General features: G+C 61.6%; 23 protein-coding genes. 2 read left to right on the forward strand and 21 right to left on the reverse strand.

The window, feature by feature from the left end; translation table 11 throughout:
- Positions 1 to 1,542: an HD domain-containing phosphohydrolase gene (locus ACM3N8_RS02820; RefSeq protein ID WP_290016858.1), complete on the forward strand. Its 1,542-nt coding sequence runs from the start codon at positions 1 to 3 to the stop codon at positions 1,540 to 1,542.
- A gap of 66 nt (positions 1,543 to 1,608) precedes the next feature.
- Here ACM3N8_RS02820 and purL read toward each other — a convergent pair whose 3' ends face one another.
- Positions 1,609 to 5,526, reverse strand: coding sequence for a phosphoribosylformylglycinamidine synthase (purL, locus tag ACM3N8_RS02825; protein ID WP_290016859.1), 3,918 nt, complete (start codon positions 5,524 to 5,526; stop codon positions 1,609 to 1,611).
- Positions 5,527 to 5,675: 149 nt separating this feature from the next.
- Between purL and mltF the strand changes: the two genes are divergently transcribed.
- A complete protein-coding gene (gene mltF, locus ACM3N8_RS02830; RefSeq protein ID WP_103472950.1) occupies positions 5,676 to 7,166 on the forward strand; it encodes a membrane-bound lytic murein transglycosylase MltF in 1,491 nt (496 codons plus the stop codon).
- Between the two features lie 360 nt (positions 7,167 to 7,526).
- Here mltF and ACM3N8_RS02835 read toward each other — a convergent pair whose 3' ends face one another.
- From ACM3N8_RS02835 to trmJ, 20 genes are all read right to left on the reverse strand, one after another.
- The gene (locus tag ACM3N8_RS02835) at positions 7,527 to 7,754 is read right to left on the reverse strand and encodes a zinc ribbon domain-containing protein (protein ID WP_290016860.1); all 228 of its coding nucleotides are present in this window, start codon (positions 7,752 to 7,754) and stop codon (positions 7,527 to 7,529) included.
- A 104-nt stretch (positions 7,755 to 7,858) separates the two neighbouring features.
- Entirely contained in the window at positions 7,859 to 9,358 is a 1,500-nt protein-coding gene (gene der / locus ACM3N8_RS02840) for a ribosome biogenesis GTPase Der (protein ID WP_042865880.1), read from the reverse strand.
- 74 nt (positions 9,359 to 9,432) lie between these two features.
- Positions 9,433 to 10,617 carry an outer membrane protein assembly factor BamB gene (gene bamB / locus ACM3N8_RS02845; protein WP_043136735.1) on the reverse strand — a complete coding sequence of 395 codons (1,185 nt, stop codon included), beginning with the start codon at positions 10,615 to 10,617 and terminating at the stop codon, positions 9,433 to 9,435.
- Positions 10,610 to 11,260 carry a YfgM family protein gene (locus ACM3N8_RS02850; RefSeq protein ID WP_042865878.1) on the reverse strand — a complete coding sequence of 217 codons (651 nt, stop codon included), beginning with the start codon at positions 11,258 to 11,260 and terminating at the stop codon, positions 10,610 to 10,612. The genes bamB and ACM3N8_RS02850 overlap by 8 nt, the downstream gene beginning before the upstream one ends.
- Positions 11,261 to 11,263: 3 nt before the next feature.
- Positions 11,264 to 12,541: a histidine--tRNA ligase gene (gene hisS, locus ACM3N8_RS02855; protein ID WP_043136738.1), complete on the reverse strand. Its 1,278-nt coding sequence runs from the start codon at positions 12,539 to 12,541 to the stop codon at positions 11,264 to 11,266.
- Between the two features lie 139 nt (positions 12,542 to 12,680).
- The gene (gene ispG, locus ACM3N8_RS02860; protein ID WP_043136741.1) at positions 12,681 to 13,796 is read right to left on the reverse strand and encodes a flavodoxin-dependent (E)-4-hydroxy-3-methylbut-2-enyl-diphosphate synthase; all 1,116 of its coding nucleotides are present in this window, start codon (positions 13,794 to 13,796) and stop codon (positions 12,681 to 12,683) included.
- A gap of 10 nt (positions 13,797 to 13,806) precedes the next feature.
- Positions 13,807 to 14,742: a RodZ domain-containing protein gene (locus ACM3N8_RS02865; RefSeq protein WP_290016862.1), complete on the reverse strand. Its 936-nt coding sequence runs from the start codon at positions 14,740 to 14,742 to the stop codon at positions 13,807 to 13,809.
- Positions 14,732 to 15,523: a PilW family type IVa pilus biogenesis/stability lipoprotein TapF gene (gene tapF / locus ACM3N8_RS02870; RefSeq protein WP_098984355.1), complete on the reverse strand. Its 792-nt coding sequence runs from the start codon at positions 15,521 to 15,523 to the stop codon at positions 14,732 to 14,734. Before tapF ends, ACM3N8_RS02865 begins: the two co-directional genes overlap by 11 nt.
- Before the next feature lie 12 nt (positions 15,524 to 15,535).
- Positions 15,536 to 16,639 (reverse strand): bifunctional tRNA (adenosine(37)-C2)-methyltransferase TrmG/ribosomal RNA large subunit methyltransferase RlmN, encoded by a 1,104-nt coding sequence (locus ACM3N8_RS02875; protein WP_098984356.1) that lies wholly within the window; start codon positions 16,637 to 16,639, stop codon positions 15,536 to 15,538.
- A gap of 166 nt (positions 16,640 to 16,805) precedes the next feature.
- Positions 16,806 to 17,234, reverse strand: a complete 429-nt coding sequence (gene ndk, locus ACM3N8_RS02880) for a nucleoside-diphosphate kinase (RefSeq protein ID WP_043136750.1) — start codon at positions 17,232 to 17,234, stop codon at positions 16,806 to 16,808.
- Positions 17,235 to 17,517: 283 nt separating this feature from the next.
- Complete coding sequence (gene pepB / locus ACM3N8_RS02885; protein WP_043136753.1) at positions 17,518 to 18,801, reverse strand: aminopeptidase PepB; 1,284 nt, start codon at positions 18,799 to 18,801, stop codon at positions 17,518 to 17,520.
- A gap of 103 nt (positions 18,802 to 18,904) precedes the next feature.
- The gene (pepB, locus tag ACM3N8_RS02890; protein WP_416015424.1) at positions 18,905 to 20,209 is read right to left on the reverse strand and encodes an aminopeptidase PepB; all 1,305 of its coding nucleotides are present in this window, start codon (positions 20,207 to 20,209) and stop codon (positions 18,905 to 18,907) included.
- Between the two features lie 158 nt (positions 20,210 to 20,367).
- Positions 20,368 to 20,706, reverse strand: a complete 339-nt coding sequence (fdx, locus tag ACM3N8_RS02895; RefSeq protein ID WP_005310414.1) for an ISC system 2Fe-2S type ferredoxin — start codon at positions 20,704 to 20,706, stop codon at positions 20,368 to 20,370.
- A 1-nt stretch (position 20,707) separates the two neighbouring features.
- Positions 20,708 to 22,570, reverse strand: a complete 1,863-nt coding sequence (hscA, locus tag ACM3N8_RS02900; protein WP_416015425.1) for a Fe-S protein assembly chaperone HscA — start codon at positions 22,568 to 22,570, stop codon at positions 20,708 to 20,710.
- A gap of 28 nt (positions 22,571 to 22,598) precedes the next feature.
- Positions 22,599 to 23,117 carry a co-chaperone HscB gene (hscB, locus tag ACM3N8_RS02905; RefSeq protein ID WP_043136762.1) on the reverse strand — a complete coding sequence of 173 codons (519 nt, stop codon included), beginning with the start codon at positions 23,115 to 23,117 and terminating at the stop codon, positions 22,599 to 22,601.
- A 112-nt stretch (positions 23,118 to 23,229) separates the two neighbouring features.
- On the reverse strand, positions 23,230 to 23,553 hold the full coding sequence (iscA, locus tag ACM3N8_RS02910; protein ID WP_042865868.1) for an iron-sulfur cluster assembly protein IscA: 324 nt from the start codon (positions 23,551 to 23,553) through the stop codon (positions 23,230 to 23,232).
- Between the two features lie 15 nt (positions 23,554 to 23,568).
- Positions 23,569 to 23,952 carry a Fe-S cluster assembly scaffold IscU gene (iscU, locus tag ACM3N8_RS02915; RefSeq protein WP_005310405.1) on the reverse strand — a complete coding sequence of 128 codons (384 nt, stop codon included), beginning with the start codon at positions 23,950 to 23,952 and terminating at the stop codon, positions 23,569 to 23,571.
- 41 nt (positions 23,953 to 23,993) lie between these two features.
- Positions 23,994 to 25,208, reverse strand: a complete 1,215-nt coding sequence (locus tag ACM3N8_RS02920) for an IscS subfamily cysteine desulfurase (protein ID WP_043136767.1) — start codon at positions 25,206 to 25,208, stop codon at positions 23,994 to 23,996.
- Positions 25,209 to 25,265: 57 nt separating this feature from the next.
- Positions 25,266 to 25,769, reverse strand: a complete 504-nt coding sequence (gene iscR, locus ACM3N8_RS02925; RefSeq protein WP_042865866.1) for a Fe-S cluster assembly transcriptional regulator IscR — start codon at positions 25,767 to 25,769, stop codon at positions 25,266 to 25,268.
- A gap of 93 nt (positions 25,770 to 25,862) precedes the next feature.
- A complete protein-coding gene (gene trmJ / locus ACM3N8_RS02930) occupies positions 25,863 to 26,585 on the reverse strand; it encodes a tRNA (cytosine(32)/uridine(32)-2'-O)-methyltransferase TrmJ (RefSeq protein ID WP_416015426.1) in 723 nt (240 codons plus the stop codon).
- Positions 26,586 to 26,608: the final 23 nt, after the last annotated feature.

Below are 26,608 nucleotides of genomic sequence, written 5' to 3' on the forward strand. Positions count from 1 at the left end.
ATGACTTCAAGACCGGAACCCTCATCCCGCCATCAGCTCGACGCCCAGCTGCCGTTGCCCGCTGGCCCTCTCTTCACTCAGGTGATGGATCAGCTGCCCTATCGCGTCCTGCTCAAGGATACCCGCTCCGTCTTCACCGCCTGCAACCGGCTGCTGGCCGATGATCTCGCCCTGGAGCCGGCCCAGATCATCGGCAAGTGCGATACCGATTTTTTCCCGGCCGAACTGGCCCAGCGCTATCGGGATGACGATCTCAGGGTCATGACCAACGGCACAACGCACCGGCACGAAGAGCCCTACCTCAAGGGCGGCGAGGCCCGCTGGCTCAGCACCACCAAGTTTCCCCTGCGCGATGAGCTGGGCCAGGTGATCGGCGTCGGGGTCTTTTTCGATGACATCACGGAGAAGAAACAGCAGCAGGAGCAGTTGCTGCAATATACCTGGACCCTGGAGGCCATTGGCCGAGCCCACCATGCCATGCTCAGGCAGGGGGATGAGCAGATGCTGCTGCAGGAGATCTGTGACGCCATCACCTTCGATGGCCGCTTTCCCCTCGTTACCGTGCTGCAGGAGGCCGCGGAGTCGGATGCGCTGCAGATCCTGGCGCAGGCGGGCAACGCCGTCTGGTTTGCCAACGACCGCTGGCTCACCCGGGATCCTGCCTTGCGTCAGGCCATTCGCGATGACGAACCACGCAACGAAGCACTGGCGAGCGAGATTGTCCATCACTCGGCCACCTTGCGGGCCCGCCTGCTGCTCCCGCTGCCGTGGCATTCCAGCGTGCGGGGCGCCCTGCTCATCCACAGCCCACAGGCCAGGGCCTTCACCGAGGAGGAGGTGCGACTGTTCAGCCAGCTGGCCGATTACCTGGCCTATGGCCTGCACGCCCGTGGCACTCAACAGGCCTATCTCGCCGCACAGCGGGACAAGGTGCTGCATGCCCGTCAGCTGGAGCTGGCGCTGGAGGATGCCCTGGGGGCCATCGCCGCCGTACTGGAACAACGCGACCCCTACACAGCCGGTCACCAGAAGCATGTCGCCACCCTGGCCATGGCCATAGGCCGCGAGCTGGTACTGGGCGACAAACAGCTGCGCGGCCTCTATCTGGGGGCCATGGTGCACGACATCGGCAAGATCCAGGTACCGGTCGACATCCTCACCAAACCGGGCAGGCTGACCCCCCAGGAGTTCAACCTGGTCAAGGAGCACCCGGGCGCCGGTTACCAGGTCCTCAAGGACATCGCCTTCCCCTGGCCCATCGCCCAGATGATCCACCAGCATCATGAGTATCTCGACGGCTCAGGCTATCCCGAGGGTCTCGCGGGGGATCAGATCTTGCTGGAGGCGCGCATTCTCACCGTGGCCGACATTGTCGAGTCCATGTCTTCGGATCGTCCCTACCGCGCCGCCCTCGGCATTCCCCAGGCCAGGGCTCACATCATACGGATGCGGGGAGCCCAGCTGGACGAGGCCGTGGTGGATGCCTGCCTGCGCATTCTGGATCGGGGGGATTTCACCCCCCACGAGCTGGGCAACGGCTAGCAGGAGGCAGAGATAAAAAACCGGCCTGCTGGCCGGTTTTTTATTGTTGCAGGTTGCGCTGCGGGATTAACCCAGTTGCACCCGGGCGTTGCGGAACATCCGCATCCAGGCACCGTCCTCGCCCCAGTTGTCTGGGTGCCAGGAGTTGGCCACGGTGCGGAACACCCGCTCCGGGTGCGGCATCATGATGGTGGCGCGACCGTCTGTGGTGGTCACGGCACTGATGCCGTCCGGCGAGCCGTTCGGGTTGGCCGGGTACTGCTCGGTCACGCTGCCACGGTTGTCCACGAAGCGCAGTCCCACCAGACCACTGGCTTGCAACGCGCTCAGGTGAGCGGCATCACGCACCTCCACTCGCCCTTCCCCGTGGGAGACGGCAATGGGCATCACTGAACCCGCCATGCCGGCGAAGAAGGCAGACGGTGACTCCTGCACCTCCACCAGGCTGAAGCGCGCCTCGAAACGCTCGGAGCGGTTGCGCACGAAACGCGGCCACAGATCGGCTCCCGGGATCAGGGTGCGCAGGTTGGACATCATCTGGCAGCCGTTGCACACGCCCAAGGAGAGGGTGTCGCCACGCTCGAAGAAGCGCTGGAACTGCTCGCGGGCGTTGTCGTTGAACAGGATGGACTTGGCCCAACCCTCACCAGCCCCCAGCACGTCGCCGTAGGAGAAGCCGCCACAGGCCACCAGGCTCTGGAACTCTTCCAGCTTGATGCGGCCGCTGAGGATGTCGCTCATGTGGACGTCGACTGCCGCAAAGCCGGCCCGATCAAACGCCGCCGCCATCTCCACGTGGGAGTTGACCCCCTGCTCGCGCAGCACCGCCAGACGGGGGGAGACCCCGCGGGCGATATAGGGCGCAGCCACGTCGTCGGACGGGTTGTAGCTCAGTTTGGCCTGCAGACCCGGATCCGTGGCGTCCTGACGGGCGGCATGTTCTTGATCGGCGCACGCCGGGTTGTCGCGCAGACGCTGCATCTGCCAACTGGTCTCGCCCCAGAGGGTGCGAAGCGCAGTGCGGCTGGCGCGATACACTTCCTGGCCCGCGCGCTGCAGGGTGATGTGATCCCCCTCGCGCACCGTGCCCAGCACGTGGGAGCAGGCGGCCAGGCCGTGACCGGCCAACAGTGTCATCACGGCTTCCTTGTCGTCGCGACGCACCTGGATGACGGCACCCAGCTCCTCGTTGAACAGCGCCGGCAGCAGTTCGCCACCGATGCGATCGAGCTGGATGTCGAGGCCGCAGTGACCGGCGAAGGCCATCTCGGTCAGGGTGACGAAGAGGCCGCCGTCGGATCTGTCGTGATAGGCGATCAGTTTGCGATCGGCCACCAGCGCCTGAATGGCGTTGAAGAAGCCTTTCAGCTGGACCGGATTGTCGAGATCCGGCGCCTTGTCCCCCAGCTGGCGGTAGACCTGGGCCAGGGCGGAGGCGCCGAGACGCTGCTTGCCGTTGCCAAGATCGATGAGGATAAGGTCTGTCTCACCGAGATCGGTACGCAGTTGCGGAGTGACGGTATTGCGCACATCCTCGACACGGGCAAAGGCGGTGATGAGCAGGGAGAGCGGCGAGGTGACGCTCTGTTCCTTGCCATCCTGCTGCCAGCGGGTCTTCATGGACATGGAGTCCTTGCCAACCGGGATCGTGATGCCAAGGGCCGGACAGAGCTCCTCGCCCACCGCCTTGACTGCCTCATAGAGGCCGGCATCCTCACCCGGATGGCCGGCTGCGGACATCCAGTTGGCGGAGAGCTTGACCCGCTTGAGCGATCCTATGTGAGCCGGTGCCAGGTTGGTGAGCGCTTCGGCCACCGCCATGCGGGCCGACGCGGCATGGGAGAGCAGCGCCACCGGGGTGCGCTCGCCCATGGACATTGCCTCACCATGATAGCCGTCGTAGGTGGCGGCGGTGACGGCGCAATCGGCTACCGGGATCTGCCAGGGGCCGACCATCTGGTCACGGTTGACCAGACCGGTCACGCTGCGATCACCTATGGTGATGAGGAAGGATTTCTCCGCCACGGCCGGCAGACGCAGTACCCGCTCGGCTGCCTCGGAGAGGGTGGTGCCATCGAGCTGCAACGGCTTGCCCTGGGCAGGCAGGGTGACCACATCACGGTGCATCTTGGGCGCCTTGCCCAGCAGCACGTCCAGCGGCAAGTCGATGGGCTGGTTGTCAAAGTGGCTATCGGAGAGGGTGAGGTGCTTCTCTTCGGTGGCGATGCCGATGACGGCATAGGGCGCGCGCTCACGCTCGCACAGCGCCTTGAACAGCGGCAGCTTGTCCTGCGCCACCGCCAGCACGTAACGCTCCTGGGACTCGTTGCACCAGATCTCCAGCGGGCTCATGCCAGGCTCGTCGCTCTGGATGGCGCGCAGATCGAAACGACCGCCGCGCTCACCGTCGTTGACCAGCTCCGGCATGGCGTTGGAGAGGCCACCGGCCCCCACGTCATGGATGAAGACGATGGGGTTGTCGTCCCCCAGCTGCCAGCAGCGATCGATCACCTCCTGGCAACGGCGCTCCATCTCGGGGTTGTCACGCTGGACCGAGGCAAAGTCGAGATCTTCGGCCGACTGACCGGAGGCCATGGAAGAGGCTGCGCCGCCCCCCAGGCCTATGTTCATGGCCGGGCCGCCCAGCACTATGAGGGCAGCCCCGACCGGGATCTCCCCTTTCTGGACGTGTTCGGTGCGGATGTTGCCTATCCCGCCCGCCAGCATGATGGGCTTGTGATAGCCGCGCACCTCGACGCCGTTGTGGCTCGGCACCTCCTCTTCGAAGGTGCGGAAGTAGCCGAGAATGGCCGGACGACCGAATTCGTTGTTGAAGGCGGCGCCGCCGAGCGGCCCCTCCTGCATGATGTCAAAGGCGCTGACGATGCGGCTCGGTTTGCCAAAGTCCTGCTCCCAGGGCTGCTCGAAACCGGGGATGCGCAGGTTGGAGACGGTGAAGCCCACCAGACCCGCCTTGGGCTTGGCACCACGGCCGGTCGCCCCCTCGTCGCGGATCTCGCCGCCGGAGCCGGTGGCCGCCCCCGGGAAGGGGGAGATGGCGGTCGGGTGGTTGTGGGTCTCCACCTTCATCAGGATGTCGACGCGCTCCTGATGATACTGGTACTCACCGCTGGCGGGGCTCGGGAAGAAGCGGCCACCCTGGCTGCCTTCCATCACGGCGGCGTTGTCTTTATAGGCAGACAGGACATGATCCGGCGTCTGCTCGAAGGTGTTCTTGATCATCTTGAACAGCGACTTGGGCTGCTGTTCACCGTCTATGGTCCAGTCGGCGTTGAAGATCTTGTGACGACAGTGCTCCGAGTTTGCCTGGGCAAACATGTAGAGCTCAATGTCGTTGGGGTTGCGACCAAGCTTGGTGAAGTTCTCCACCAGATAGTCGATCTCGTCATCGGCCAGCGCCAGACCCAGAGCGACGTTGGCAGAGGCCAGGGCGCTGCGGCCACCGGCCAGCACATCCACCTGGGTGAAGGGACGTGGCGCCTGGTGCGAGAACAGGGCGGCTGCCTCGTTCATCTCGGCAAACACCACTTCCATCATGCGATCGTGCAGCACGGCGGCAACGTCAGCGCACTGGGCCTGGGTCAATTCGCCCTTGGCCTGCACGTAATAGGCGATGCCGCGCTCCAGCCGCTTGACCTGGGTCAGGCCGCAGTTGTGGGCTATGTCGGTTGCTTTGGAAGACCAGGGGGAGATAGTGCCGGGGCGGGGGGTAACGAGAAACAGCTGACCGCTGGGGGTGTGTTCGGGGATGGTCGGGCCGTAGCGCAGAAGCTGGCCCAATGTCGCTCGCTCGGGCGGTGACAGCGGGCTCGAGAGCTCGGCGAAGTGCACATATTCGGCATAGACATCCTCTATCTCTACTCCGCTCTCTACTCCACTCTCCTTTCTCATCTGTGCGAAGCGTTGCAGCAGTTTTTGGACACGAAAATCAGACAGTGCTGGGGCACCACGCAAGATATCCATATGACCTTTCTCACCAAGTGTTAAAGTGGGGGGGAATTGAGACGCGCGTATTATAGGGATCAGGCCGACGCCGGACAAACGTTTTTCTTGATTTGCCAAGTGTGACTCGGTGCACACTCTCTGGTATAAAGGTCCCTCTTTTTTGACAAATGCCGATTTTTTCAACAAGGGTACTCACCTACTTGCGCTGCATTTTTCGACTGTTTATCGGGCTGATGTTGCTGCTGACCCTGGTCGGCTGTGACTTCTACACCCCCTCCAGCCAGCTGGAACAGATCCGCCAACGGGGCGAGATCCGGGTTGGCACCATCTATGGCCCCACCTCCTATTACCAGCGTGACGAGACCGCCCAGGGCTTCGATTACGAGCTGGCGAAAAGCTATGCCGACTGGTTGGGCGTCAAGCTCACCATAGTCCCCGTCTACTCCACCGCCGAACTGGTCGAGCTGCTCAAGAAGGGCAAGCTGGATCTCGCCGCCGCCGCCATCGTGGTCACTCCGGAGCGGCGTGCCCTGTTTCGCTTCGGCCCCGGCTTTTATCAGGTCTCCCCCAAGCTGGTCTATCGCAACGGCTCCCCCAAGCCCAAGGGGATTGGTGATCTCAAGGGCTCCATAGTGGTGCCTGCCGGCTCCACCGGGGAAGATCTGCTCAAGGAGCTCGGCAAACAGCACCCCAACCTGAAGTGGAGCACCAACCGGGACGCGGATGTGGAAGAGCTGCTCAAGCAGGTGGCCGACGGCAAGATTGACTACACAGTGGTGCAGGATACTGTGCTGGCCCGTACCCAGCGCTACTACCCCGAGCTCACCGAGGGGCTGACCCTCTCCAAGAACCAGACGGTGGCCTGGGCCATGACCAAGCTGCCCGATGACAGCCTCTACGCCAGCATCATCGACTTCTTCGGCCAGCGCTTCATGGATGGCGCCATTGCCAAGCTGGACGAGAAGTACTTCGGCCACGTGCAGAACTTCGACTTCGTCGACACCCGCACCTTCCTGCAACGGGCCAAGAGTCTGCTGCCCAAGTATCAGGATCTGTTCAAGACCCACGCCAGCGTGGTGGATTGGCGCCTGCTGGCCGCCATCAGCTATCAGGAGTCCCACTGGGATCCGGAGGCGCGCTCCTACACGGGCGTGCGCGGCATGATGATGCTGACCGAACCCACCGCCAAGGCGATGGGGGTCAACAACCGGCTGCACCCGGAGGAGAGCATCAAGGGCGGTGCCCGTTATCTGCAACAGATGATGGAGAAGGTGCCCGCCTCAGTGCCCGATGACGAGAAGGTGTGGTTTGCCCTCACCGCCTACAACATCGGCTACGGCCACATGATGGATGCCCGCCGCCTGACCAAGGAGCTCGGCAAGAATCCCGACGCCTGGAGCGACGTGAAAGAGGTGCTGCCCCTGCTGCAGCAGGCGCGCTGGCACCGCAAGGCGCGCTACGGCTATGCCCGGGGCGGCGAGGCGCGCAACTACGTCAACAACGTGCGCCAGTATTACCAGAGCCTGCTCTGGCTCGACAACGAGCAGCAGAAGGCCCACCGCCGCGAGGAGCTGGATGACGACGACAGCAGCGAGCCGACCAGTGCCGAACGCCCCACCGTCATCGCCGAAGTGGTCAAGCAGATCACCCTGCGTTGAGCCCTTGTTGACAAGTTTGTTTTACCGGTAGGTTCTCTGTTACCATCCGGATGTGCCGGGGCCTGTCCGAAACTGTTTTTATCGCCTGATTTCAGCAGCTTGACAGCTGGATGACAGCATTTTCAGATGGGCTCCATTCATCGAGGCCGGGATGGCCATCCAATGGGAGGAGACCAAGATGCGAGCTCGTAGAAGAACTACTCTGGTCAGAAAAGCAAAGTGCGCCTGGAGCCCCAGACGCAAACTCAAGCTCAATGACACCAAACGCAAGATATGGCGCAGAAACCGCTCCTACACCTTGCTGATAGCAGAACACACAGCATAAACCCGGCATTTGCCGGGTTTTTTATTGCCTCACGCCTACCCTGCCGGGCTCGCCTCGAAGTACACCGCGCGCTTCGACACCAGGCTGTTGCAGTGGTTGCAGAAGTAATCCACGGCGCCGCAGGCCTTGAGCCGCTCCAGCTCCTGCTGGCAGGTCGGACACAGGGCGCGGATGCGATAACGGGCCTGGCACTGGCCACAGCAGACCTCGGAACTGCGGCTGTCCAGCTCGGCGCCGCAGGCCGGGCATATCAGGGTGCTCATACTCGACTCCTCTCAAAGTGGATCTGCTGTGGGTCTCCCCACAGCAGATCCCCTTCGCCTCTCCCCAAGAAAAAACGGCTGCCGGTGAGGGCAGCCGCTGGGCCTTACTTCTTGGTTTTGGCCTTGAGCAGGCGCTTGCGTTGACGCTCCTGGCTCAGGGTCATGGTGTTCTTCCGGCCCTCGAACGGGTTGGCCGACTCCTGGAACTCGACCCGGATCGGGGAGCCCATGATCTTGAGCGACTTGCGGAAGTAGTTGATGAGGTAACGCTTGTACGAATCCGGCAGGTCGTTCAACTGGTTGCCGTGGATCACGATGCGCGGCGGGTTGTAACCACCGGCGTGGGCATACTTCAGCTTGACGCGGCGACCGTTCACCATGGGCGGCTGGTGATCTTCCTGCGCCATCTGCATGATGCGGGTCAGCATGGCGGTGCTGGTACGGCGGGTGGCGGACTGGTACGCCTCCTGAATGGATTCGAACAGGTGGCCGACACCGCTGCCGTGCAGGGCGGAGATGAAGTGGACACGGGCGAAATCGATGAAGCCCAGGCGTCTGTCCAGCTCGTTCTTGACGTCCTCTTTCACCTTCTGATCCAGGCCGTCCCACTTGTTCACCACCAGCACCACTGAGCGGCCTGAGTGGAGCACGAAGCCGAGGATGCTCAAGTCCTGATCCGTGATGGTCTCCTGGGCATCGATCACCAGCAGGCAGACGTTGGCATCTTCAATGGCCTTGAGGGTCTTGATGACGGAGAACTTCTCCACCGTCTCATGCACCTTGCCACGACGACGCACACCAGCGGTGTCGATGATGACGTACTTCTGCTCGTCACGCTCCATCGGCACATAGACGGAGTCGCGGGTGGTGCCCGGCATGTCATAGACGATGACGCGGTCTTCACCCAGCATGCGGTTGGTCAGGGTCGATTTGCCGACGTTGGGGCGACCGACGATGGCGAACTTGATGGGCAAGTCGGCGAACGGGGTCTCCTTGGTATCTTCCCGGGTATCGAGATCACCGGCGGCTACCATGCGCAGCAGGGCTTCTTCGTCGAAGTCCTCCTCTTCTTCATCCTGCGCATCTTCTTCGGCAGCGGCTTCGACCAGGGTTTCCAAATGGGGTGCCAGCGCCAGTTCAAGCAGGCTCAGCACGCCACGGCCGTGGGCGGCAGCGATCTGGTAGACCTCCCCCAGCGCCAGACCGTAGAACTCGGACACGGCGGAGTCACCGTCGATGCCATCTGTCTTGTTGGCCACCAGAAACACCGTCTTGTGGGTCTTGCGCAGGTGCTCGGCGATGGCCTGATCCGCGGCGGTCAGACCGGCACGGGCATCCACCATGAAGAGCACCACATCGGCTTCTTCGATGGCCAGCAGGGACTGCTCGGCCATCTTCAGCTCGATCCCCTCTTCGGTGCCATCGATACCACCGGTATCCACCACGATAAATTCCAGCTCGCCCAACTTCGCCTGACCGTATTTACGGTCCCGGGTCAAACCGGGGAAGTCGGCCACCAGGGCATCCCGGGTACGGGTCAAGCGGTTAAACAGGGTGGATTTCCCCACGTTGGGGCGGCCCACCAGGGCTACTACAGGAGTCATAAAAGCCTCATTCTCAAGACGACAAAGGCTCCGGGTCCGAAGACCAGGAGCCGGATATTCACATTATCGGACGATCAGGGACGCTTGATAGCGTACAACTTGCCGCCACGGCTCTGCACATACAGGGTGTCACCGTCCACCAGAGGGGCGGCGTAGAGACCACTGCTGTCGAGCTGCTGCATGGCCTTGATGGACCCGTCGGTACGATCCAGCCAATACAGGTAACCTTCCACATCGCCGACCACCACATAGTCACCCAGGATGACGGGGGCAGTCACGGTGCGGTTTTCCAGCTGGGTATTGGACCACAGCTCAAGCCCGTTGCGTCTGTCAACGGCAAACAGATGGCTGCGGCTGTCGGTCAGCACTATGGCATTGCCGGTCACCGCCATGTCACGGTAGCCGGAATACTTGCGCTTCCACACCTCGTCACCCGTCATCAGCTTGCGCGCCATCAGCTGACCATTGTAGGCGATGGCATAGAGCTCATCGCCGGCGATCAGCGGCGTCGCATCCACGTCCACCATGCGATCCAGCTCGGTCGCACCGCGCGGATCGGCTACCTTGGACTGACGCACCGGCTGACCATTGCTCAGCAGGGCAATGCCCACCTTGCCATCGGCACGGCCATAGAGCACGGCGCCGTTGGTAATGATGGGGGCACCGGCACTGCGCAGGGTCAGCGGCGGCTGCTCTTCCGCCAGGGTCCACTGCAACTTGCCTTCATCGGTATCGAGCGCCACCAGGCGACCCGAAGTGGTCAGCACCACCACACGACCGTCTTCGACGGCGGGGCTTGCCACCACTTCACCCGGCACAGTGGTCTGCCACAACACTTCCCCGTTCTCTTCGTTCAGGGCGTAGACAACCCCGTTCTCGGAGCCGAGGAACAACTTGCCGTAGCGAGAGACCAGACCGCCGGAGAGACGGGCGCTGCGCTTGTCGGCGTTGATGGGCAGGTCAGCCAGATCCACGCTCCACAGCTCCTTGCCGCTGGCACGATCGAAGGCGGTCACATCGCCATCGCGGGCCGCGGCATAGATGCGCTCCTCTTCCACCGCCGGCTTGAGCTGGGAGTAGAAGTCGCCTATGCCGTCACCGACGGAAGAGGACCAGGCCGTGTCGGCGGTGAAGGCAGACTCAACCACGGGCAAAGGCGCCATGGGGTTGAGATCTTCTTCCGAGCTGAACAGGGAGCACCCCTGCAGGGCGAAGGAGACTGCCGCCCCCAACGCCACCATCTTGAACAGATTACGCATCCGGAGCTCCACCCGTGGTCACGGCTGGCAACGCCAGATCGTCCATCTTCAGCTTGAGCTCGGCGCTGCCCTGCAGGCCGCCGGCATCGGCTGCCGCCTGATAGGCATCGCGCGCCTCTTCGGCCTTGCCCTGTTTGAGCAGGATGTCGCCACGCACTTCCGCCACCTGGGCCTTGAAGGCGTCATTGCTGATCTTGCCAAGCTGGGCCAGGGCCTCGTCGGCCTTGCCCTGATCGTTCAGGACCCGGGCCAGACGCAGGGCGGCGATGGGACGAATGCTCTCATCGCCATTGTTCGCCACCTGGGTCAACTGCTCGGCAGCCAAGTCCAGCTTGTTTGCCTTGACGGCAGCGGCAGCCAGTTGCAGGGCGGCCAGCTCGGCATAAGAGTCACCCTGGTGGGCACTGATGAAGCCTTGCACCTGTTCGAAGGCGGCGGCATCACCCTTGGCCAGCTGGGCCGAGATCTCGTTGTAAGCCTGGGAAGCGGCTTCCTGGTTGGTCTGCTGACGCTCGTTGTAATAACGCCAGCCAAAGAGTCCAACCAGACCGATAACAGTTCCTGCGAGCACCGAGGTTCCGTTCTCTTTCCACCAGCTCTTGATGACCTCAACCTGTTGTTCTTCGGTGGTATAAACTTCCACTGCTTACTCTCCTTTGGCTGCCAGCAGGGCAATGGCGGCGTCGACCGTGACGGTCTGTTGCTCGGCCTGGCCACGCAGATATTTGATGGTGATCTCCCCGTTTTGCACCTCGGTTTCACCGAGGATCAGGGCAATGGCCGCGCCGCACTTGTCGGCACGCTTGAGTTGTTTCTTGAAGTTGCCGCCACCGCAGTGGCTCATCAGGCGCAGGTCAGGCAGGGCATCGCGCAGACGCTCGGCCAACTGGAAGCCCGCTTGCTCAGTCCCCTCGCCCACCATGCACAGATAGGCATCCACCGCAGGACGAATGTCGGCATTGAGCTCGAGGGTCTCCAGCATCAGCACCAGACGTTCCATGCCCATGGCAAAGCCCACCGCCGGGGTCGCTTGACCGCCAAGCTGCTCCACCAGGCCGTCGTAACGGCCACCGGCACAGACGGTGCCCTGGGCACCCAGGCTGTTGGTGACCCACTCGAACACGGTGAGGTTGTAATAGTCAAGGCCGCGCACCAGACGCTCGTTCACCTCGAACTGGATACCGGCGGAGGTGAGCAGGCGCTTGAGCCCCTCGAAGTGAGCCAGGCTCTCTTCGCCCAGGTGATCGAACAGACGCGGGGCATCCACCAGAATGGCCTGTACCTTGGCATCCTTGGAGTCGAGCACCCGCAGCGGGTTGCTGTACATGCGGCGCTGGCTCTCTTCGTCCAGCTGATCCTTGTACTGCTCAAGGTAGGCTACCAGCGCATCGCGATAGGCGGCGCGCTCGGCACTCTGACCGAGCGTGTTGAGCTGCAGGGTGACATGATCGCTGATGCCGAACAGCCGCCACAGACGGTGGGTCAGCATGATGAGTTCGGCGTCAATATCCGGCCCGTTGATGCCAAACAGCTCGACCCCGAACTGGTGGAACTGGCGGTAACGGCCCTTCTGGGGACGCTCGTGGCGGAACATGGGGCCCATGTACCACATCCGGCGTTCCTGGTTGTAGAGCAGGCCGTGCTCGATACCGGCGCGGACACAGCTGGCGGTCCCTTCCGGACGCAGGCTCAGGCTGTCGCCGTTGCGGTCTTCGAAGCTGTACATCTCTTTTTCGACCACGTCGGTCACTTCACCGATGGCACGCTTGAACAGATGAGTCTGCTCGACGATCGGCATGCGCACTTCGCTGTAGCCATAGCTGGCGACCACTTGGCGCAGTATCTGTTCTACTTTCTGCCATACCGGGCTCTGCTCCGGCAGGCAATCGTTCATACCGCGAATAGCTTGGATCTGTTTTGCCACGTTGATACTCGAGAAAAAGACGTGAAATTTGGCCGCATTATAGGGATTTTCGACCCCGAGGTAAAATCAGGGCGTTCCAATGCGGGATTTAAAATCAGCAACCTAAAGACGGGGCCACCCTAGGTGGCCCCGCACTGGCTCAACCCTCGTCCACCTGGATCTGGTTGGCCGGATCCAGCATGGCCGCCCGGGCGCGAATACGGCGCTCCAGGATCGGGATGAGATCCTTGTTGTCCAGCCGGTCGACCCGCTGACCACCCTCGTAGAAGGCGCTCTTGTTGGCGGCCCCCGCCAGCCCCAGATCGGAGACCAGCGCCTCGCCCGGCCCGTTCACCACACAGCCGATGATGGAGACATCCATGGGAGTGATGATGTCTTCCAGCCGCGCTTCCAGGGCGTTGACGGTACCGATCACGTCGAACTCCTGACGGGAGCAGGAGGGGCAGGCGATGAAATTGATGCCGCGGGAACGGATGCGCAGGGATTTGAGGATATCAAAGCCTACCTTGATCTCTTCCACCGGATCGGCCGCCAGCGAGATGCGGATGGTATCGCCTATGCCATCGGCCAGCAGCATTCCGAGCCCGACAGCGGATTTCACCGCGCCGGCGCGAAAACCGCCCGCTTCCGTGATGCCAAGGTGCAGCGGCTGCTCGATCTGCTTGGCCAGCAGGCGATAGGCCCCGATAGCCAGGAAGACGTCAGACGCCTTGACGCTCACCTTGAAGTTGTCGAAGTTGAGGCGATCCAGGTAATCCACGTGGCGCATGGCCGACTCGAGCAGCGCCTCCGGGGTCGGCTCGCCGTACTTCTCCTGAATGTCTTTCTCAAGAGAGCCGCCGTTGACGCCGATGCGGATCGGGATGTTGTAGTGGCGCGCGCAGTCGACCACGGCACGCACCCGCTCTTCGTTGCCTATGTTGCCCGGGTTGATGCGCAGGCAATCGGCGCCGTACTCGGCCACTTTCAGGGCGATGCGGTAGTCGAAGTGGATGTCGGCAACGATGGGGATACGGGTCTGCTGCTTGATGAGCTTGAAGGCTTCCGCCGCTTCCATGGTGGGTACCGAGACCCGGACTATGTCGGCGCCAACCCGCTCGATCCGCCGGATCTGCTCGACGGTGGCGGCCACGTCCGTGGTCTTGGTGTTGGTCATGGTCTGCACCGTGATGGGGGCGTCGCCCCCAACCGGTACGTTACCGACCATGATCTGCCTGGATTTACGACGAATGATGGGAGATTCGTGAGCGGACATGGCGGACAGATTACTCCTGCGGCAGTGAGAGGCGAGCAGTCCGGCCGTTGTTGTAACGGCTCATGTCGATGGACTTGCCCTGATATTCGATATTGACCGCCATGGGCGCGCCAATGATGAACTTGAGCGGCTCGGGTCCTTCCAATACCAGTTGATCATTTGCCTTCTTCAGGCCGCTGAACAGTGTCTTGCCCTTGGCGTCCTTGACGTCCAGCCAGCAATCGGCGGTGAAACTCATCTTGAGCTGAGGAGCCTTGGCGGGATCCGCGGCCGCATCGTCAGCGACCGGCAGCGTCGCCACACTCGCAGAGGTCACAGTCGCCACGGCGGCACTGCTGGCCTCAACCTGCGGCGCCGTGGCAGCAGCGCCGCTCACGGTCGGCTCTGCGGTCGTTGCCATCGCATCGGAGGCAACAGGCATGAGCACAGGGTCGACCACATCCGCCGCTGACGACAGGGTTGCCCCCTGCGGGTTGGCGGTCGCACTCATTTCAGTGGCCGCCAGAGCTTCGTCACCGGCGGAGCGGCGCGCAGTGCTCTGCCACCACCAGGCGACGGAGAGCGCGATCAGCACCAGGATCACCAGCCAGGTCACCACCTTGAGTCGACTGTCGTTGGCCTGCTGGCGCGAGCGACGGGAGAAGCTCTGCATGTCGATGTTGTCGGGGGGCGTCAGCCCCAGCTTGTCGTAGGCGGCCAGTATGGTCTCATCCGGAATGCCGACCAGCTTGGCGTAGGTACGCAGGTAGCCCCGGATAAAGGTATGGGAAGTGTGCTTGTCATACGTATCTGATTCGATCGCAGCAATCAGGGTCAGACGAAGGTGAATGCGGGACGCAACCTGTTCTCGTGTCCAGCCAAGCTGTTCACGGGCGTTGCGCAGCAGCTGGCCTGGGCCTGCTGCCTGAGAGTCGTCTTGAAAATCGTGTGGCTGTTCAGTAGTCATTGGCTAAGTAACGCTTGGCTTGTTGCGAAGAGGGATATTGCCTTACCAGCTCAGTCCCGAATTGGTGAAGGAGTGCCGGTTTGTCCATGGCCTGAGCCAGCCGCAATCTCAACCAGAGACTGCTCTCGTTCTCGTCTGACGCATCGGCAAAACGAGCGAGATAGGCCTGCACATCAGGCAGCTTGCCATCTTTCATGGAAAGCTCAGCCATGTCCAGCAATAACCTTGGATTGCGGGGATTATACCCCAAGGCCAAGCGATAGTACTCGCTTGCTTTATCATTTCTGCGATTTTGCGCGGCGCAAAGTGCCGCATTTTCATAGGTATCGGCAATCTTGATGTAATTGGGTTGGCTGATTGCCTGCAGGAATGCCTTCTCCGCCTCGTCGAAGCGACCACGGTTGCACAGGAAGGCACCATAGTTGTTCATTGCGTCAGCATTGGACGGATCCATGGCGAGGGCTTTCTTGTAGCTCTCCTCGGCCGCCTTGTAATCCTCTACCTGCTGGTAGAAGTAAGCGAAGCCGATGTAGACCTGAGGGTTGTCGGGGTCGTACTGGAGGGCGCGATCAAGGTTGAACTTGGCCTGTTCGGCATTGCCCTGTCGCAAATATTGAATGCCTAAGTCCAGACGGGTCTGGGCAGCCGCCTTGAGGTCGGGACCCACCTCACGCTGGGTCGAATTCTGGCCCGCGTAAGTGGTCTCGGTAACACAGCCTGGCAGCGCGCAGAGCGCTGCCACTACGATCAATGTACGTGTATCCATTCCCTGACTATACAATGGCTTAGCAATTTAAACCATTTTGACGGAAATCCCATCCTGTTGCATCCGATTTTTCATGGTGCGTTTGGTGCGATCTATCACCTCTCCCACCAGCTGACCGCAGGCGGCGTCTATGTCGTCACCACGGGTCTTGCGGACTATGACGGTGAAGCCATATTCCATCAGCACCTTGGAGAAACGGTCGATGCGACTGTTGCTCGGCTTGCCATAGGGGTTGCCCGGGAAGGGGTTGAACGGGATCAGGTTGATCTTGCTCGGGGTATCTTTGAGCACCTTGGCCAGCTCGTGGGCATGCTGCATGTCGTCATTGATATGATCGAGCAGCACATACTCCACCGTCACGCGACCACCGTTGGCATTGGACTTGGCCAGATAACGGCGCACACCGGCGAGGAAGTCCTCGATGTTGTACTTGTCGTTGATCGGCATGATCTCGGAACGCAGCTTGTCGTTCGGCGCATGCAGGGAGATGGCCAGGGCCACATCAATTTGATCGCCGAGGATATCCAGCGCCGGCACCACACCCGAGGTGGAGATGGTCACCCGGCGCTTGGAGATGCCGTAGCCGAAGTCATCCATCATCAGACGCATGGCCGGCACCACGTTGGCGAGGTTGAGCAGCGGCTCGCCCATACCCATCATCACCACGTTGGTGATGGGGCGCTTGCCACCGACTATCTTGGCGGCGCGCCATACCTGGCCGATGATCTCGGACACTTTCAGGTTGCGGTTAAAACCCTGCTGGGCCGTGGAGCAGAACTTGCACGCCAGCGCACAGCCGACCTGAGAGGAGACGCACAGGGTGGCCCTGTCCTCTTCCGGAATGTAGACGGTTTCCACTTCCTGATCGCCGACCTGCAGCGCCCACTTGATGGTGCCGTCCGCGGAACGCTGTTCACGGCTCACTTGTGGCGCGCGGATCTCGGCGATCGCCTTCAGGCGCTCGCGCAGTACCTTGTTGACGTTGTTCATCTGATCGAAATCATCACAACCGAAGTGATAGATCCACTTCATGATCTGATCTGCCCGGAATGGCTTCTCGCCCAGTTCGACGAAGAAGGCACGCATGGCATCCCGATCAAGATCCAGCAGGTTGGTTTTTATTTCGCTCATCAAAGGCCTCAGTCCACAAACTACACAAATTATTGGCTGACGATGTCAGGGGGCGGCATTGTACAAATAATGGGTCCGGCTTTCCAGCTGGAGAATAAGAGGATATTGACCAAAAGGCCAAAAAACAAAAGGGAGCCGAGGCTCCCTTGATCATCTCAGGGCAAGATCAGCCGCGCGGGCAGATTTCGTCGTCGGAGAAGAAGTAGGCAATTTCACGGGCGGCAGAGGCCGGGGCGTCGGAGCCGTGCACCGCATTGCGGTCGATGCTCTCGGCGTAGCAGGCACGCAGGGTACCGGCCAGGGCCTCTTTCGGGTTGGTCGCCCCCATGATTTCACGGTGACGGCGGATGGCCTCTTCCCCTTCCAGCACCTGTACCATCACAGGGCCAGAGGTCATGAAGCTGACCAGCGCATCATAGAAAGGCTTGCCCTGGTGTTCTGCGTAGAAACCGGCGGCTTGCTCGCTGCTCAGGTGCAGCATCTTGGCGGCGATGACCTTCAGGCCAGCGCTCTCGAAGCGGTTGTAGATGGCACCGATCAGGTTTTTGCTGACAGCATCCGGTTTCACGATAGAGAAGGTACGTTCGATGGCCATTGAGATCTTTCCTTAACTACAGAGTTTTATTGTTAGAATCCATGTTCGGCGGCGATTATACGTAAACAAAAACCGAAATAACACACAAAAAAGCAACTTTTTATTAAACAAACACGTCCTTAAAACAACATCACCACTCATCTTGGCCCAGGGCAGCAGGAAAAAATGTGCGCTTGTGCACGATAGCAATGTTAAGCCTCTGAAACCCTGCCTATTGCTCACTCATCCAGCACGGTTGAAAAGGGCACCCTCAGGTGCCCTTCCTTGACGATTGTCTCTCTGCTCAGCGCGCTTCCGCCAGCAGGGTATGCGCTATGGTGCGCATGCCCAGGGTATTGGCCCCCGGCGCCCACAGGCTGTCGCCGTTGTCGCTGAAACAGGCGGCCAGATCGATATGCAACCAGCCCTGCCCCTCGCTCGCGACAAAACGGGAGAGGAAGCCCGCCGCATTGGAAGCACCACCCGGACCGCCGCCCTTGACCGGACGACTGTTGGCCGTGTCGGCATAGTGGGACGGACACTGCTGGCGATGCCAGGGCTCCAGCGGCAACGGCCAGGCCGGCTCCTGCTCCGCATCGGCGTAGACCATGGCCCGGCTCAGCAGCCCCTTGTCCAGGCCAAACAGGGCGTTGTAACGTCCCCCCAGCGCCATCACGGCGGCGCCGGTCAGGGTGGCGGCATCTATGATGAGCGGCGCCCCGCTGTCGCTCGCCAGTTGCAGCCCATCGGCCAGCACCAGGCGCCCTTCGGCGTCGGTGTTGACGATCTCCACCGTGGTGCCGTTCTTGTAGGTGAGGATGTCACCCAGCTTGTAGGCGTGACCCGAGACCAGGTTCTCGGCGCAGCAGAGGATGAGCTTCACCCGCTTGTCGAGTCCGCGCAAGATGGCCAGCGCCAGCGCGCCCGTGACAATGGCCGCTCCGCCCATGTCGCACTTCATGGTGAGCATGCCTTCCGAGCTCTTCATGGAGTAGCCACCCGAGTCGAAGGTGATGCCCTTGCCCACCAGAGCGGCTGCCACCGGCGCCTTGGGATCCCGCCCCGGGTTGAAGTCCAGCTCCAGCAGCACGGGTTCGCGCTCGCTGCCACGGCCCACCTGATAGAGGCCGACCCAGCCAGCCTGTTGCAAGGCTTCACCTTTCAAAATACGGTGGCTCACCTTGTCCGGCGCCAGCTCTGTGATGAAGGCCGCCGCCTCCACCGCCAGCTCCAGCGGCCCCAGCTGCTCCGGGGTAGCATTGGTCATCTCGCGCACCCAGCGCCCGCACAGCCAGCGTGCCTCCAGCTCTTCCCTGTCCTCTTCCGACGAGGTGGCCCACTGCAATTCGACCTCGGCCTTGGGCGTTTGCAGCCCCTGGGCGAAGGCCCACTGCTGTTCGCGCTCCCAATGACCGGCCAGCGCCACCTTCTGGATCCCCTGGCTGCACAGACGACGCGCCGCCTGCTGGATATCGAGCAGTGGCGTGGCGGTGACCAGATGGATCACCATGCCATCGGCGCGGTGAGAGAGCAGCGCTCCCTCCCCCCACTCGGCTGGCGCAAACTCACGGCTTAACCAGACGTTCATGCTGTCTCCTCCTGCAGCCTGCGGGCTACCGATAATGCGCAGGCCGTGGCTCTTTGCGCCGGTTGTCCCAAACCATCACCCAATTCTTGATCCAGCCAGACACTCATTGTGTCACCTCCTGCAGCCAGCGAGCGATAGTGCGCAGGCCATGGCCCTTGGCACCGGTCGCCCACAGATCGTTGCCGGATTTTTGATAGGAAGCCGCCAGATCCAGGTGCACCCAGCCCCGCCCCTCGTCACGCACGAAGCGGGACAGAAACGCGGCCGCCGTGGTGGCACCGGCCGTGCCCTCGGCGGAGGCCACGTTACCCAGCTCGGCAAAGGCGGAGGTGAGCTGGCTGGCATGCCAGGGTTCCAGCGGCAGGGCCCAGGCCTTCTCCTGTTCGGCTTTGGCGGCCGCCAGGGCGCGTTGCTGCTCGGTCTCATCGAGGGCAAACACGGCGTTGTAGTCGCGGCCCAGCGCCGTCTTGGCGGCGCCGGTCAGGGTGGCGGCATCGAGAATATAGGCGGCGCCACTGTCGGATGCGGCCATCAGGCCGTCGGCCAGCACCAGACGCCCTTCGGCATCGGTGTTCTGGATCTCGACCGAGATACCGTTCTTGTAGGTGAGGATATCACCCAGCTTGAAGGCATGGCCGGAGACCAGGTTCTCGGCGCAGCAGAGGATCAGCTTGACCCTTTGCTTGAGACCGCGACTGATGGCCAGCGCCAGGGCACCGGTCACCATGGCGGCGCCGCCCATATCGGACTTCATCGGCAGCATGTTGTCAGAGGACTTCATGGAGTAGCCACCGGAGTCGAAGGTGATGCCCTTGCCCACCAGGGCCGCCACCACGGGGGCGTTGCGATCCCCGGTCGGGTTGTAGTCCAGCTCCAGCAGCACGGGTTCGCGCTCGCTGCCACGGCCCACCGACCAGATCCCGATATGGCCGGCTTCACGCAGCGCCTCACCAGCCGTGATACGGGCAGTCACCTGATCCCCGGCCAGACCGCGAATGAGCAGCAGGGCGGATTCCGCCAGGCTCATGGGATAAATGTCTTCCGGGCAACCGTTGGTCACCTCGCGCACCCAGCGGCTCGCCTTGATCAGCGCATCCAGCTCGTGGGCATCAGCAACACTCTGCTCACCTAGGTCCAGCTCACGCACGCCCTTGGCGGCATAGAAGCCCTGGACAAAGGCGTAGCGGCGCTCCAGATCCCAGGCATCACCGGCCAGCTTGACCCGCTTGATGCCGGTCGACTCGAGTCGACGGCCAGCACGCTGGATGGCACGCAGTGCATCCGGCTCCTGGCGGGCAAGGTCCAGATGGATCAGCACCTGGTCATCGTTGAAACTGAGCAGGGCGCCTTCGCCCCAATGGGCGGCGGCGGCCTGGGTGGACAACAGAACCTTCATCATGTCAGCCATCTTCGCTTGCTTCCTTTTTATTGGCACTTTCATTCATGAACAGGGAAATAACGAGCACAAAAAAGGCCGTTCCCCTCGAGGGTCACGGCCTTCACCATATCATTACTGCACCATGGGATGCTGCACGCTCAATTCACTCATGTGTAATTAAGGCGTCATCAATGGCGTTCTGAGGCGAGGTTGATGGTGTACTTGGGCAGTTCCACCACCAGATCCTCGTCCGCCAGACGGGCCTGGCAACTGAGGCGGGATTCCGGCTCCAGTCCCCATGCCTTGTCCAGCATGTCATCTTCCAGCTCATCGCTCGGCTCGAGGGAGTCGAACCCCTCCCGCACCACGCAGTGACAGGTGGTGCAGGCGCAGGACTTCTCGCAGGCGTGCTCGATCTCGATGCCGTTGCGCAGCGCCACGTCCAGAATGGTCTCGCCACTCTTGCCTTCGAGGGCGGCACCGTCCGGACAGAGCTCGGGATGGGGCAGAATAATCAGTTTTGGCATATTACACCTTGTTGACGTTTTGTCCGGTCAGCACCTTGCGGATGGAGGCATCCATCCGGCGGGCTGCAAATTCGCCACTGGCGGCGTCCGCCGCCTCGATGGCATCTTTGATTTGATTGGTTGTCCCTGTGGCGCGCATGGCCAGCAGATGGGTGATAGCACCGTCGATGGCGGCGCGCTCGGCGGCGCTCAGCAGCGCATCGCCGTCGGCGGCCAGCGCGGCGTTGAGGCTTTCGACCACACGATCGGCCTCCACCTGCTGCTCTGCCAGCATGCGGGCATCCATGTCTTGCTGGGCATTGGCGATGGAGGCGCTCAGCATGGTGAGTATGTCCTCCTCCCCCAGCCCGTAGGAGGGCTTGACCTGGATCTCGGCCTGCACGCCGGAGGATTTCTCCATGGCGCTGACCGACAGCAGACCATCCGCATCCACCTGGAAGGTGACGCGAATGTGGGCGGCGCCCGCCGCCATCGGCGGAATGCCGGTCAGGGTGAACCGGGCCAGGGAGCGGCAATCGGCCACCAGCTCGCGTTCGCCCTGCACCACGTGGATCGCCATCGCGGTCTGGCCATCCTTGAAGGTGGTGAACTCCTGGGCGCGGGCCACCGGTATGGTGGTGTTGCGCGGGATCACCTTCTCGGCCAGGCCACCCATGGTCTCGAGCCCCAGGGAGAGCGGGATCACGTCCAGCAGCAGCATCTCGGCATCGGGCTTGTTGCCCACCAGGATGTCGGCCTGGATGGCGGCGCCGATGGCCACCACCTTGTCCGGATCTATGCTGGTCAGCGGCGGACGCTGGAAGAAACCGCCCACCAGCTCGCGCACCAGCGGAACTCGGGTGGAACCACCGACCATCACCACTTCCAGCACTTCCACCTGCTCCAGCCCCGCATCGCGCAGGGCGCGGCGGCAAGCCAGCAGGGTGCGCTTGACCAGCGGCATGATGAGCTCATCAAACTGGCTGCGGCTCACCTCTCCCTGCCAGCCGGCAAAGGCACAGGGCACCCGATCGGCATCGGTCAGGCCGTGTTTGACGGCGGCGGCCACGTCCAGCAGCTCGCGCTGGGTACGGGCGTCGAGCTGGCCTTCAAGGCCGGCTTGCGCCTTGATCCAGTCCGCCAGCAGGTGATCGAAATCATCGCCGCCGAGGGCGGAGTCGCCGCCGGTGGCCATCACCTCGAACACGCCGCGGTGCAGCCGCAGGATGGAGATGTCGAAGGTACCGCCGCCGAGGTCATAGACAGCTATCACCCCTTCCTGACCGGAGTCGAGGCCGTAGGCGATGGCGGCCGCGGTCGGCTCGTTGAGCAGGCGCAGCACGTGCAGACCGGCCAGACGGGCCGCATCCTTGGTGCCCTGACGCTGGGCGTCATCGAAATAGGCGGGCACGGTAATGACAACGCCATCCAGCTCGCCGCCCAGTGCGGCGGCGCCCCGCTCGGCCAGTTTCTTCAAGATTTCGGCTGAGACCTGCACCGGGTTGACCAGCCCCTGACGGGTCTGCAACTGGGGCATGCCGTTGTCGGCAGCCACGAACTGGTAAGGCTGCTGGCGGGTATCGATATCGGCCAGTGCCTTGCCCATCATCCGCTTGGCGGAGACGATGGTGTTGTGCGGATCGAGGGCCGCCTCGCGCTTGGCGTCGAAGCCGACCCGGATCGCATCAGCCTGACCATTGTCGAACTGATAGTGCACCACGGACGGCAGCAGATCGCGTCCCTGCTCGTCGCAGAGGGTATCGGCGTGGCCGCTGCGAACCGCAGCAACGAGAGAGTTGGTGGTGCCAAGATCGATGCCAACGGCACGTTTATGCTGATGAGGTGCGGCGCTCTGGCCGGGCTCGGCGATTTGCAGTAATGCCATGGGTAATCAAAATTCCAGCGTTAAAGGATCAAGACTCGAACAGCGAGTCTTCGAATCGTTCCAGCTCTTCGAGGAGCTTGTCGACAAACTTGAGTTTGCGAACGCAATCAGCCGCGCTCACATCATCGCCAGCGGCGAGATCCTGCGTCAGGCGTTGCATCAACAACTGGTGATCATGCCTGATTTCGTGGCGAAAATCCTTGATGGCGCGCTCAGGCTCGGGCTCCCCTTTCAAGTCGGCCAGTCGCTCGCGCCACTCCAGTTGCTGCATCAGGAAGGTAGTGTCTTGCAGGGTTTGCTGCTCGCCACGAAGTTCGGTGCCGCGCAGGGAGAGCAGATACTCGGCTCGGCGCAGGGGCGCCTTGAGGGTCGTGAAGGCATCGTTGATCTGGGCGGCACGTTGCACCGCAACCAGCTGCTCCCGCTCGGGAGCCGTGGCAAAACGATCGGGGTGGAACTGGGTTTGCAACTGACGGTAGGTGTCCGCCAGCTGACGGGTATCGAGCTCGAAGCCTTCAACCAGCCCAAACAGCTCGAAATGATTCATGCAAGCCTCTTAGACACGTTCGCCATCACCACACTCGCCCTTGGCGCTGGCGATGTTGAACTGGCCGTTTCCGGCCAGTTCAAGCGGCAACACATGCCGTGCGTCAAATCGGTTAGACACTGAAACTTTCGCCACAACCACACTCGCCCTTGGCGTTGGGGTTGTTGAACTGGAAGCCCTCGTTGAGCCCCTCCTTGACGAAGTCCAGCTCGGTGCCATCCAGATGGATCAGGCTCTTGGCATCGACGATGACTTTGACACCGTTTTGCTCAAACACCTGATCTTCATCCGCCAGCTCATCGACAAACTCGAGCACATAGGCAAGACCCGAACAGCCGGTGGTCTTGACGCCGAGGCGCAGGCCAATGCCCTTGCCCCGGTTGGTCAGAAAAGAGGAAACCCGTGCCGCTGCGGCATCTGTCATGGTAATGGCCATACTGCGCTCCTGACCTTAGAGACCTTTCTTCTGCTTGTAATCGGCGATGGCGGCCTTGATGGCGTCCTCAGCCAGAATGGAGCAGTGGATCTTCACCGGCGGCAGGGCCAGTTCTTCGGCGATGTCGGTGTTCTTGATGCCGGCGGCTTCGTCCAGGGTCTTGCCCTTGACCCACTCGGTCACCAGGGAGCTGGAGGCAATGGCGGAACCACAGCCATAGGTCTTGAACTTGGCATCTTCGATGATGCCGTCGTCGCTGATCTTCAGCTGCAGCTTCATCACGTCGCCACAAGCCGGGGCGCCAACCATGCCGGTCGCAATGTTGGGATCGTTCTTGTCGAAGCCACCTACGTTGCGGGGATTCTCGTAGTGGTCGATTACTTTTTCACTGTAAGCCATATCTAACTCCTGCTAATTCCGTTGATCACTGATCCTGTGGATCAGTGATGAGCCCATTCGACCGTGTTCAGATCGACGCCGTCTTTGTACATCTCCCACAGGGGAGACATCTCGCGCAGACGACCGATGGAGTCACGGATAAGCTTGATTGCGTAATCAATCTCTTCTTCTGTGGTGAAGCGACCCAGACTGAAACGGATGGAGCTGTGCGCCAGCTCGTCGTTCAGACCCAGTGCACGCAGCACATAGGAGGGCTCCAGGCTGGCCGAGGTACAGGCAGAGCCGGAAGAGACCGCCAGATCCTTCAGCGCCATGATGAGGGATTCTCCTTCCACATAGGCGAAGCTGACGTTCAGGTTGCCCGGCACACGCTGTTCCAGGTCACCGTTGATGTAAACGGCTTCGATGTCCTTGATGCCATCCCACAGACGCTGACGCAGGGCCATGATACGTTGACCTTCACTCACCATCTCTTCCCTGGCGATGCGGAAGGCTTCGCCCATGCCGACGATCTGGTGGGTCGGCAGGGTGCCGGAACGCATGCCGCGCTCATGACCGCCACCGTGCATCTGGGCTTCCAGACGAACGCGCGGCTTGCGGCGCACATAGAGGGCACCTATGCCTTTGGGGCCGTATACCTTGTGGGCGGACATGGAGAGCAGATCCACTTTCAGGGCTTCCACATCCACCGGGATCTTGCCCACGCTCTGGACTGCGTCCACGTGCAGCAGGATCTTGCGGGAGCGGCACAGATCGCCGATGGCGGCAATGTTCTGCACCACGCCGATCTCGTTGTTCACATGCATGATGCTGACCAGAATGGTGTCATCGCGCAGGGCACCTTCGATCTGCTCCAGAGTGAACAGGCCGTTCGGCATCGGCTCGAGGTAGGTCACCTCATAGCCTTCACGCTCCAGCTGGCGGCAAGTATCGAGTACTGCCTTGTGCTCTGTCTTGGAGGTGATGATGTGTTTGCCCTTGCCAGCATAGAAATGGGCAACGCCCTTGATGGCCAGGTTGTTGGATTCTGTCGCGCCGGAGGTGAAGACGATCTCGCGCGGGTCGGCACCGATCAGCTCTGCCACTTGATTACGGGCCAGGTCTACCGCCTCTTCGGCTTGCCAGCCAAAGCGGTGGGAACGGGATGCTGGATTGCCGAACAGGCCATCCATGGTGAGACACTGCATCATTTTTTCTGCGACACGCGGGTCCACCGGACAGGTTGCCGAATAATCAAGGTAAATAGGCAGTTTCATGTTTTTCTCCGTTACAGCCAGGGTCACACATCGACCGACTGTGGAAAGCACGTTTGTTTATAGTTGGACTTTCAAGCTCACATCGCCGCGTTCTGCCCGATCAACCAGGGACAACACGGTTTTCATTTGTTCGTCTTGCTTGCCGGCGATCCGGCGCACATCCGCCTGACCCACCAGCTCTGCCAGGGTGATATCCCCCAGGAAACTGGAAATGCGCTCGCTGAGATCACGCCACAGGGAGTGAGTGAGGCACTGGGTGCCGCCGTGGCAGCCGCCTTTGCCGAGGCACTTGGTGGCATCCACCGACTCGTCGACCGCGGTGATCACCTGACCGACCGAGATGGCGTCAGGGGCCAGACCGAGGCGATAACCGCCACCCGGGCCACGTACGCTGCTCACCAGACCATGCTTGCGCAGGCGGGCAAACAGCTGCTCCAGATAGGACAAGGAGATGCCCTGGCGTTCTGAAATATCAGCCAGAGGCACGGGCCCCTGCTCTGCATGCAACGCCACGTCGAGCATGGCAGTCACAGCGTAACGTCCTTTTGAGGTCAGTCTCATATGCCTTACCGTCTTGCGAACCAATCAATATGGGCATATGGTCACATACCCGACTAAAACAGTCAAGTATATGGTTGAGTAAACCAGTCAGGTTTAATCCTGCGGTTTCGGCTTCTGTACCGAGGTCAAAATGCCGCGCAGAATGTTGAGTTCCACCGTTTCCGGACGGGCTCGATTGAACAGGCGACGCAGCTTGCTCATCACCTGCCCCGGATGATCATCGGCGATGAAACCCGTCTTGAGCAGGGTCTGCTCCAGGTGCTGATAGAAGCCTTCCAGCTGATCGGCACTGGGATAATCTGCCTCGCTCTCCACCTCGGGAGCCTGACCCTGCAACCAGTGCATCCGCACTTCGTAACAGATGGTCTGTACCGCCATGGCCAGATTGAGGGAGCTGTATTCGGGGTTGGCCGCAATGGCCACGTGGTAGTGGCACTTCTGCAGCTCGTCGTTGGTGAGGCCGGTGCGTTCACGACCAAACACCAGAGCCACCGGATGCTTCACGCCCTCCACCACCGCCTTCTTCCCCGCTTCGCGAGGATCCAGCATGGGCCAGCTCAGGGTCCGGGAACGGGCGCTGGTGCCTATGACCAGACCACAATCGGCAATGGCTTCATCCAGCGTCGAGACGATACGGGCATTGGCCAGGACATCGCTGGCCCCTGCCGCCAGGGCCATGGCGTTGTCATCTGGCAGGGCCTGTGGATCAACCAACACCAGTTGAGTCAGTCCCATGGTCTTCATGGCGCGCGCCGCAGAGCCCATGTTGCCGGTGTGAGAAGTGTTTACCAACACGATACGAATCTGATCCAACATGCCCAGTCAATCTTCAGTCAAAA

The organism is Aeromonas sp. A04 (genome assembly GCF_047780465.1).
Lineage (GTDB): Bacteria > Pseudomonadota > Gammaproteobacteria > Enterobacterales > Aeromonadaceae > Aeromonas > Aeromonas bestiarum.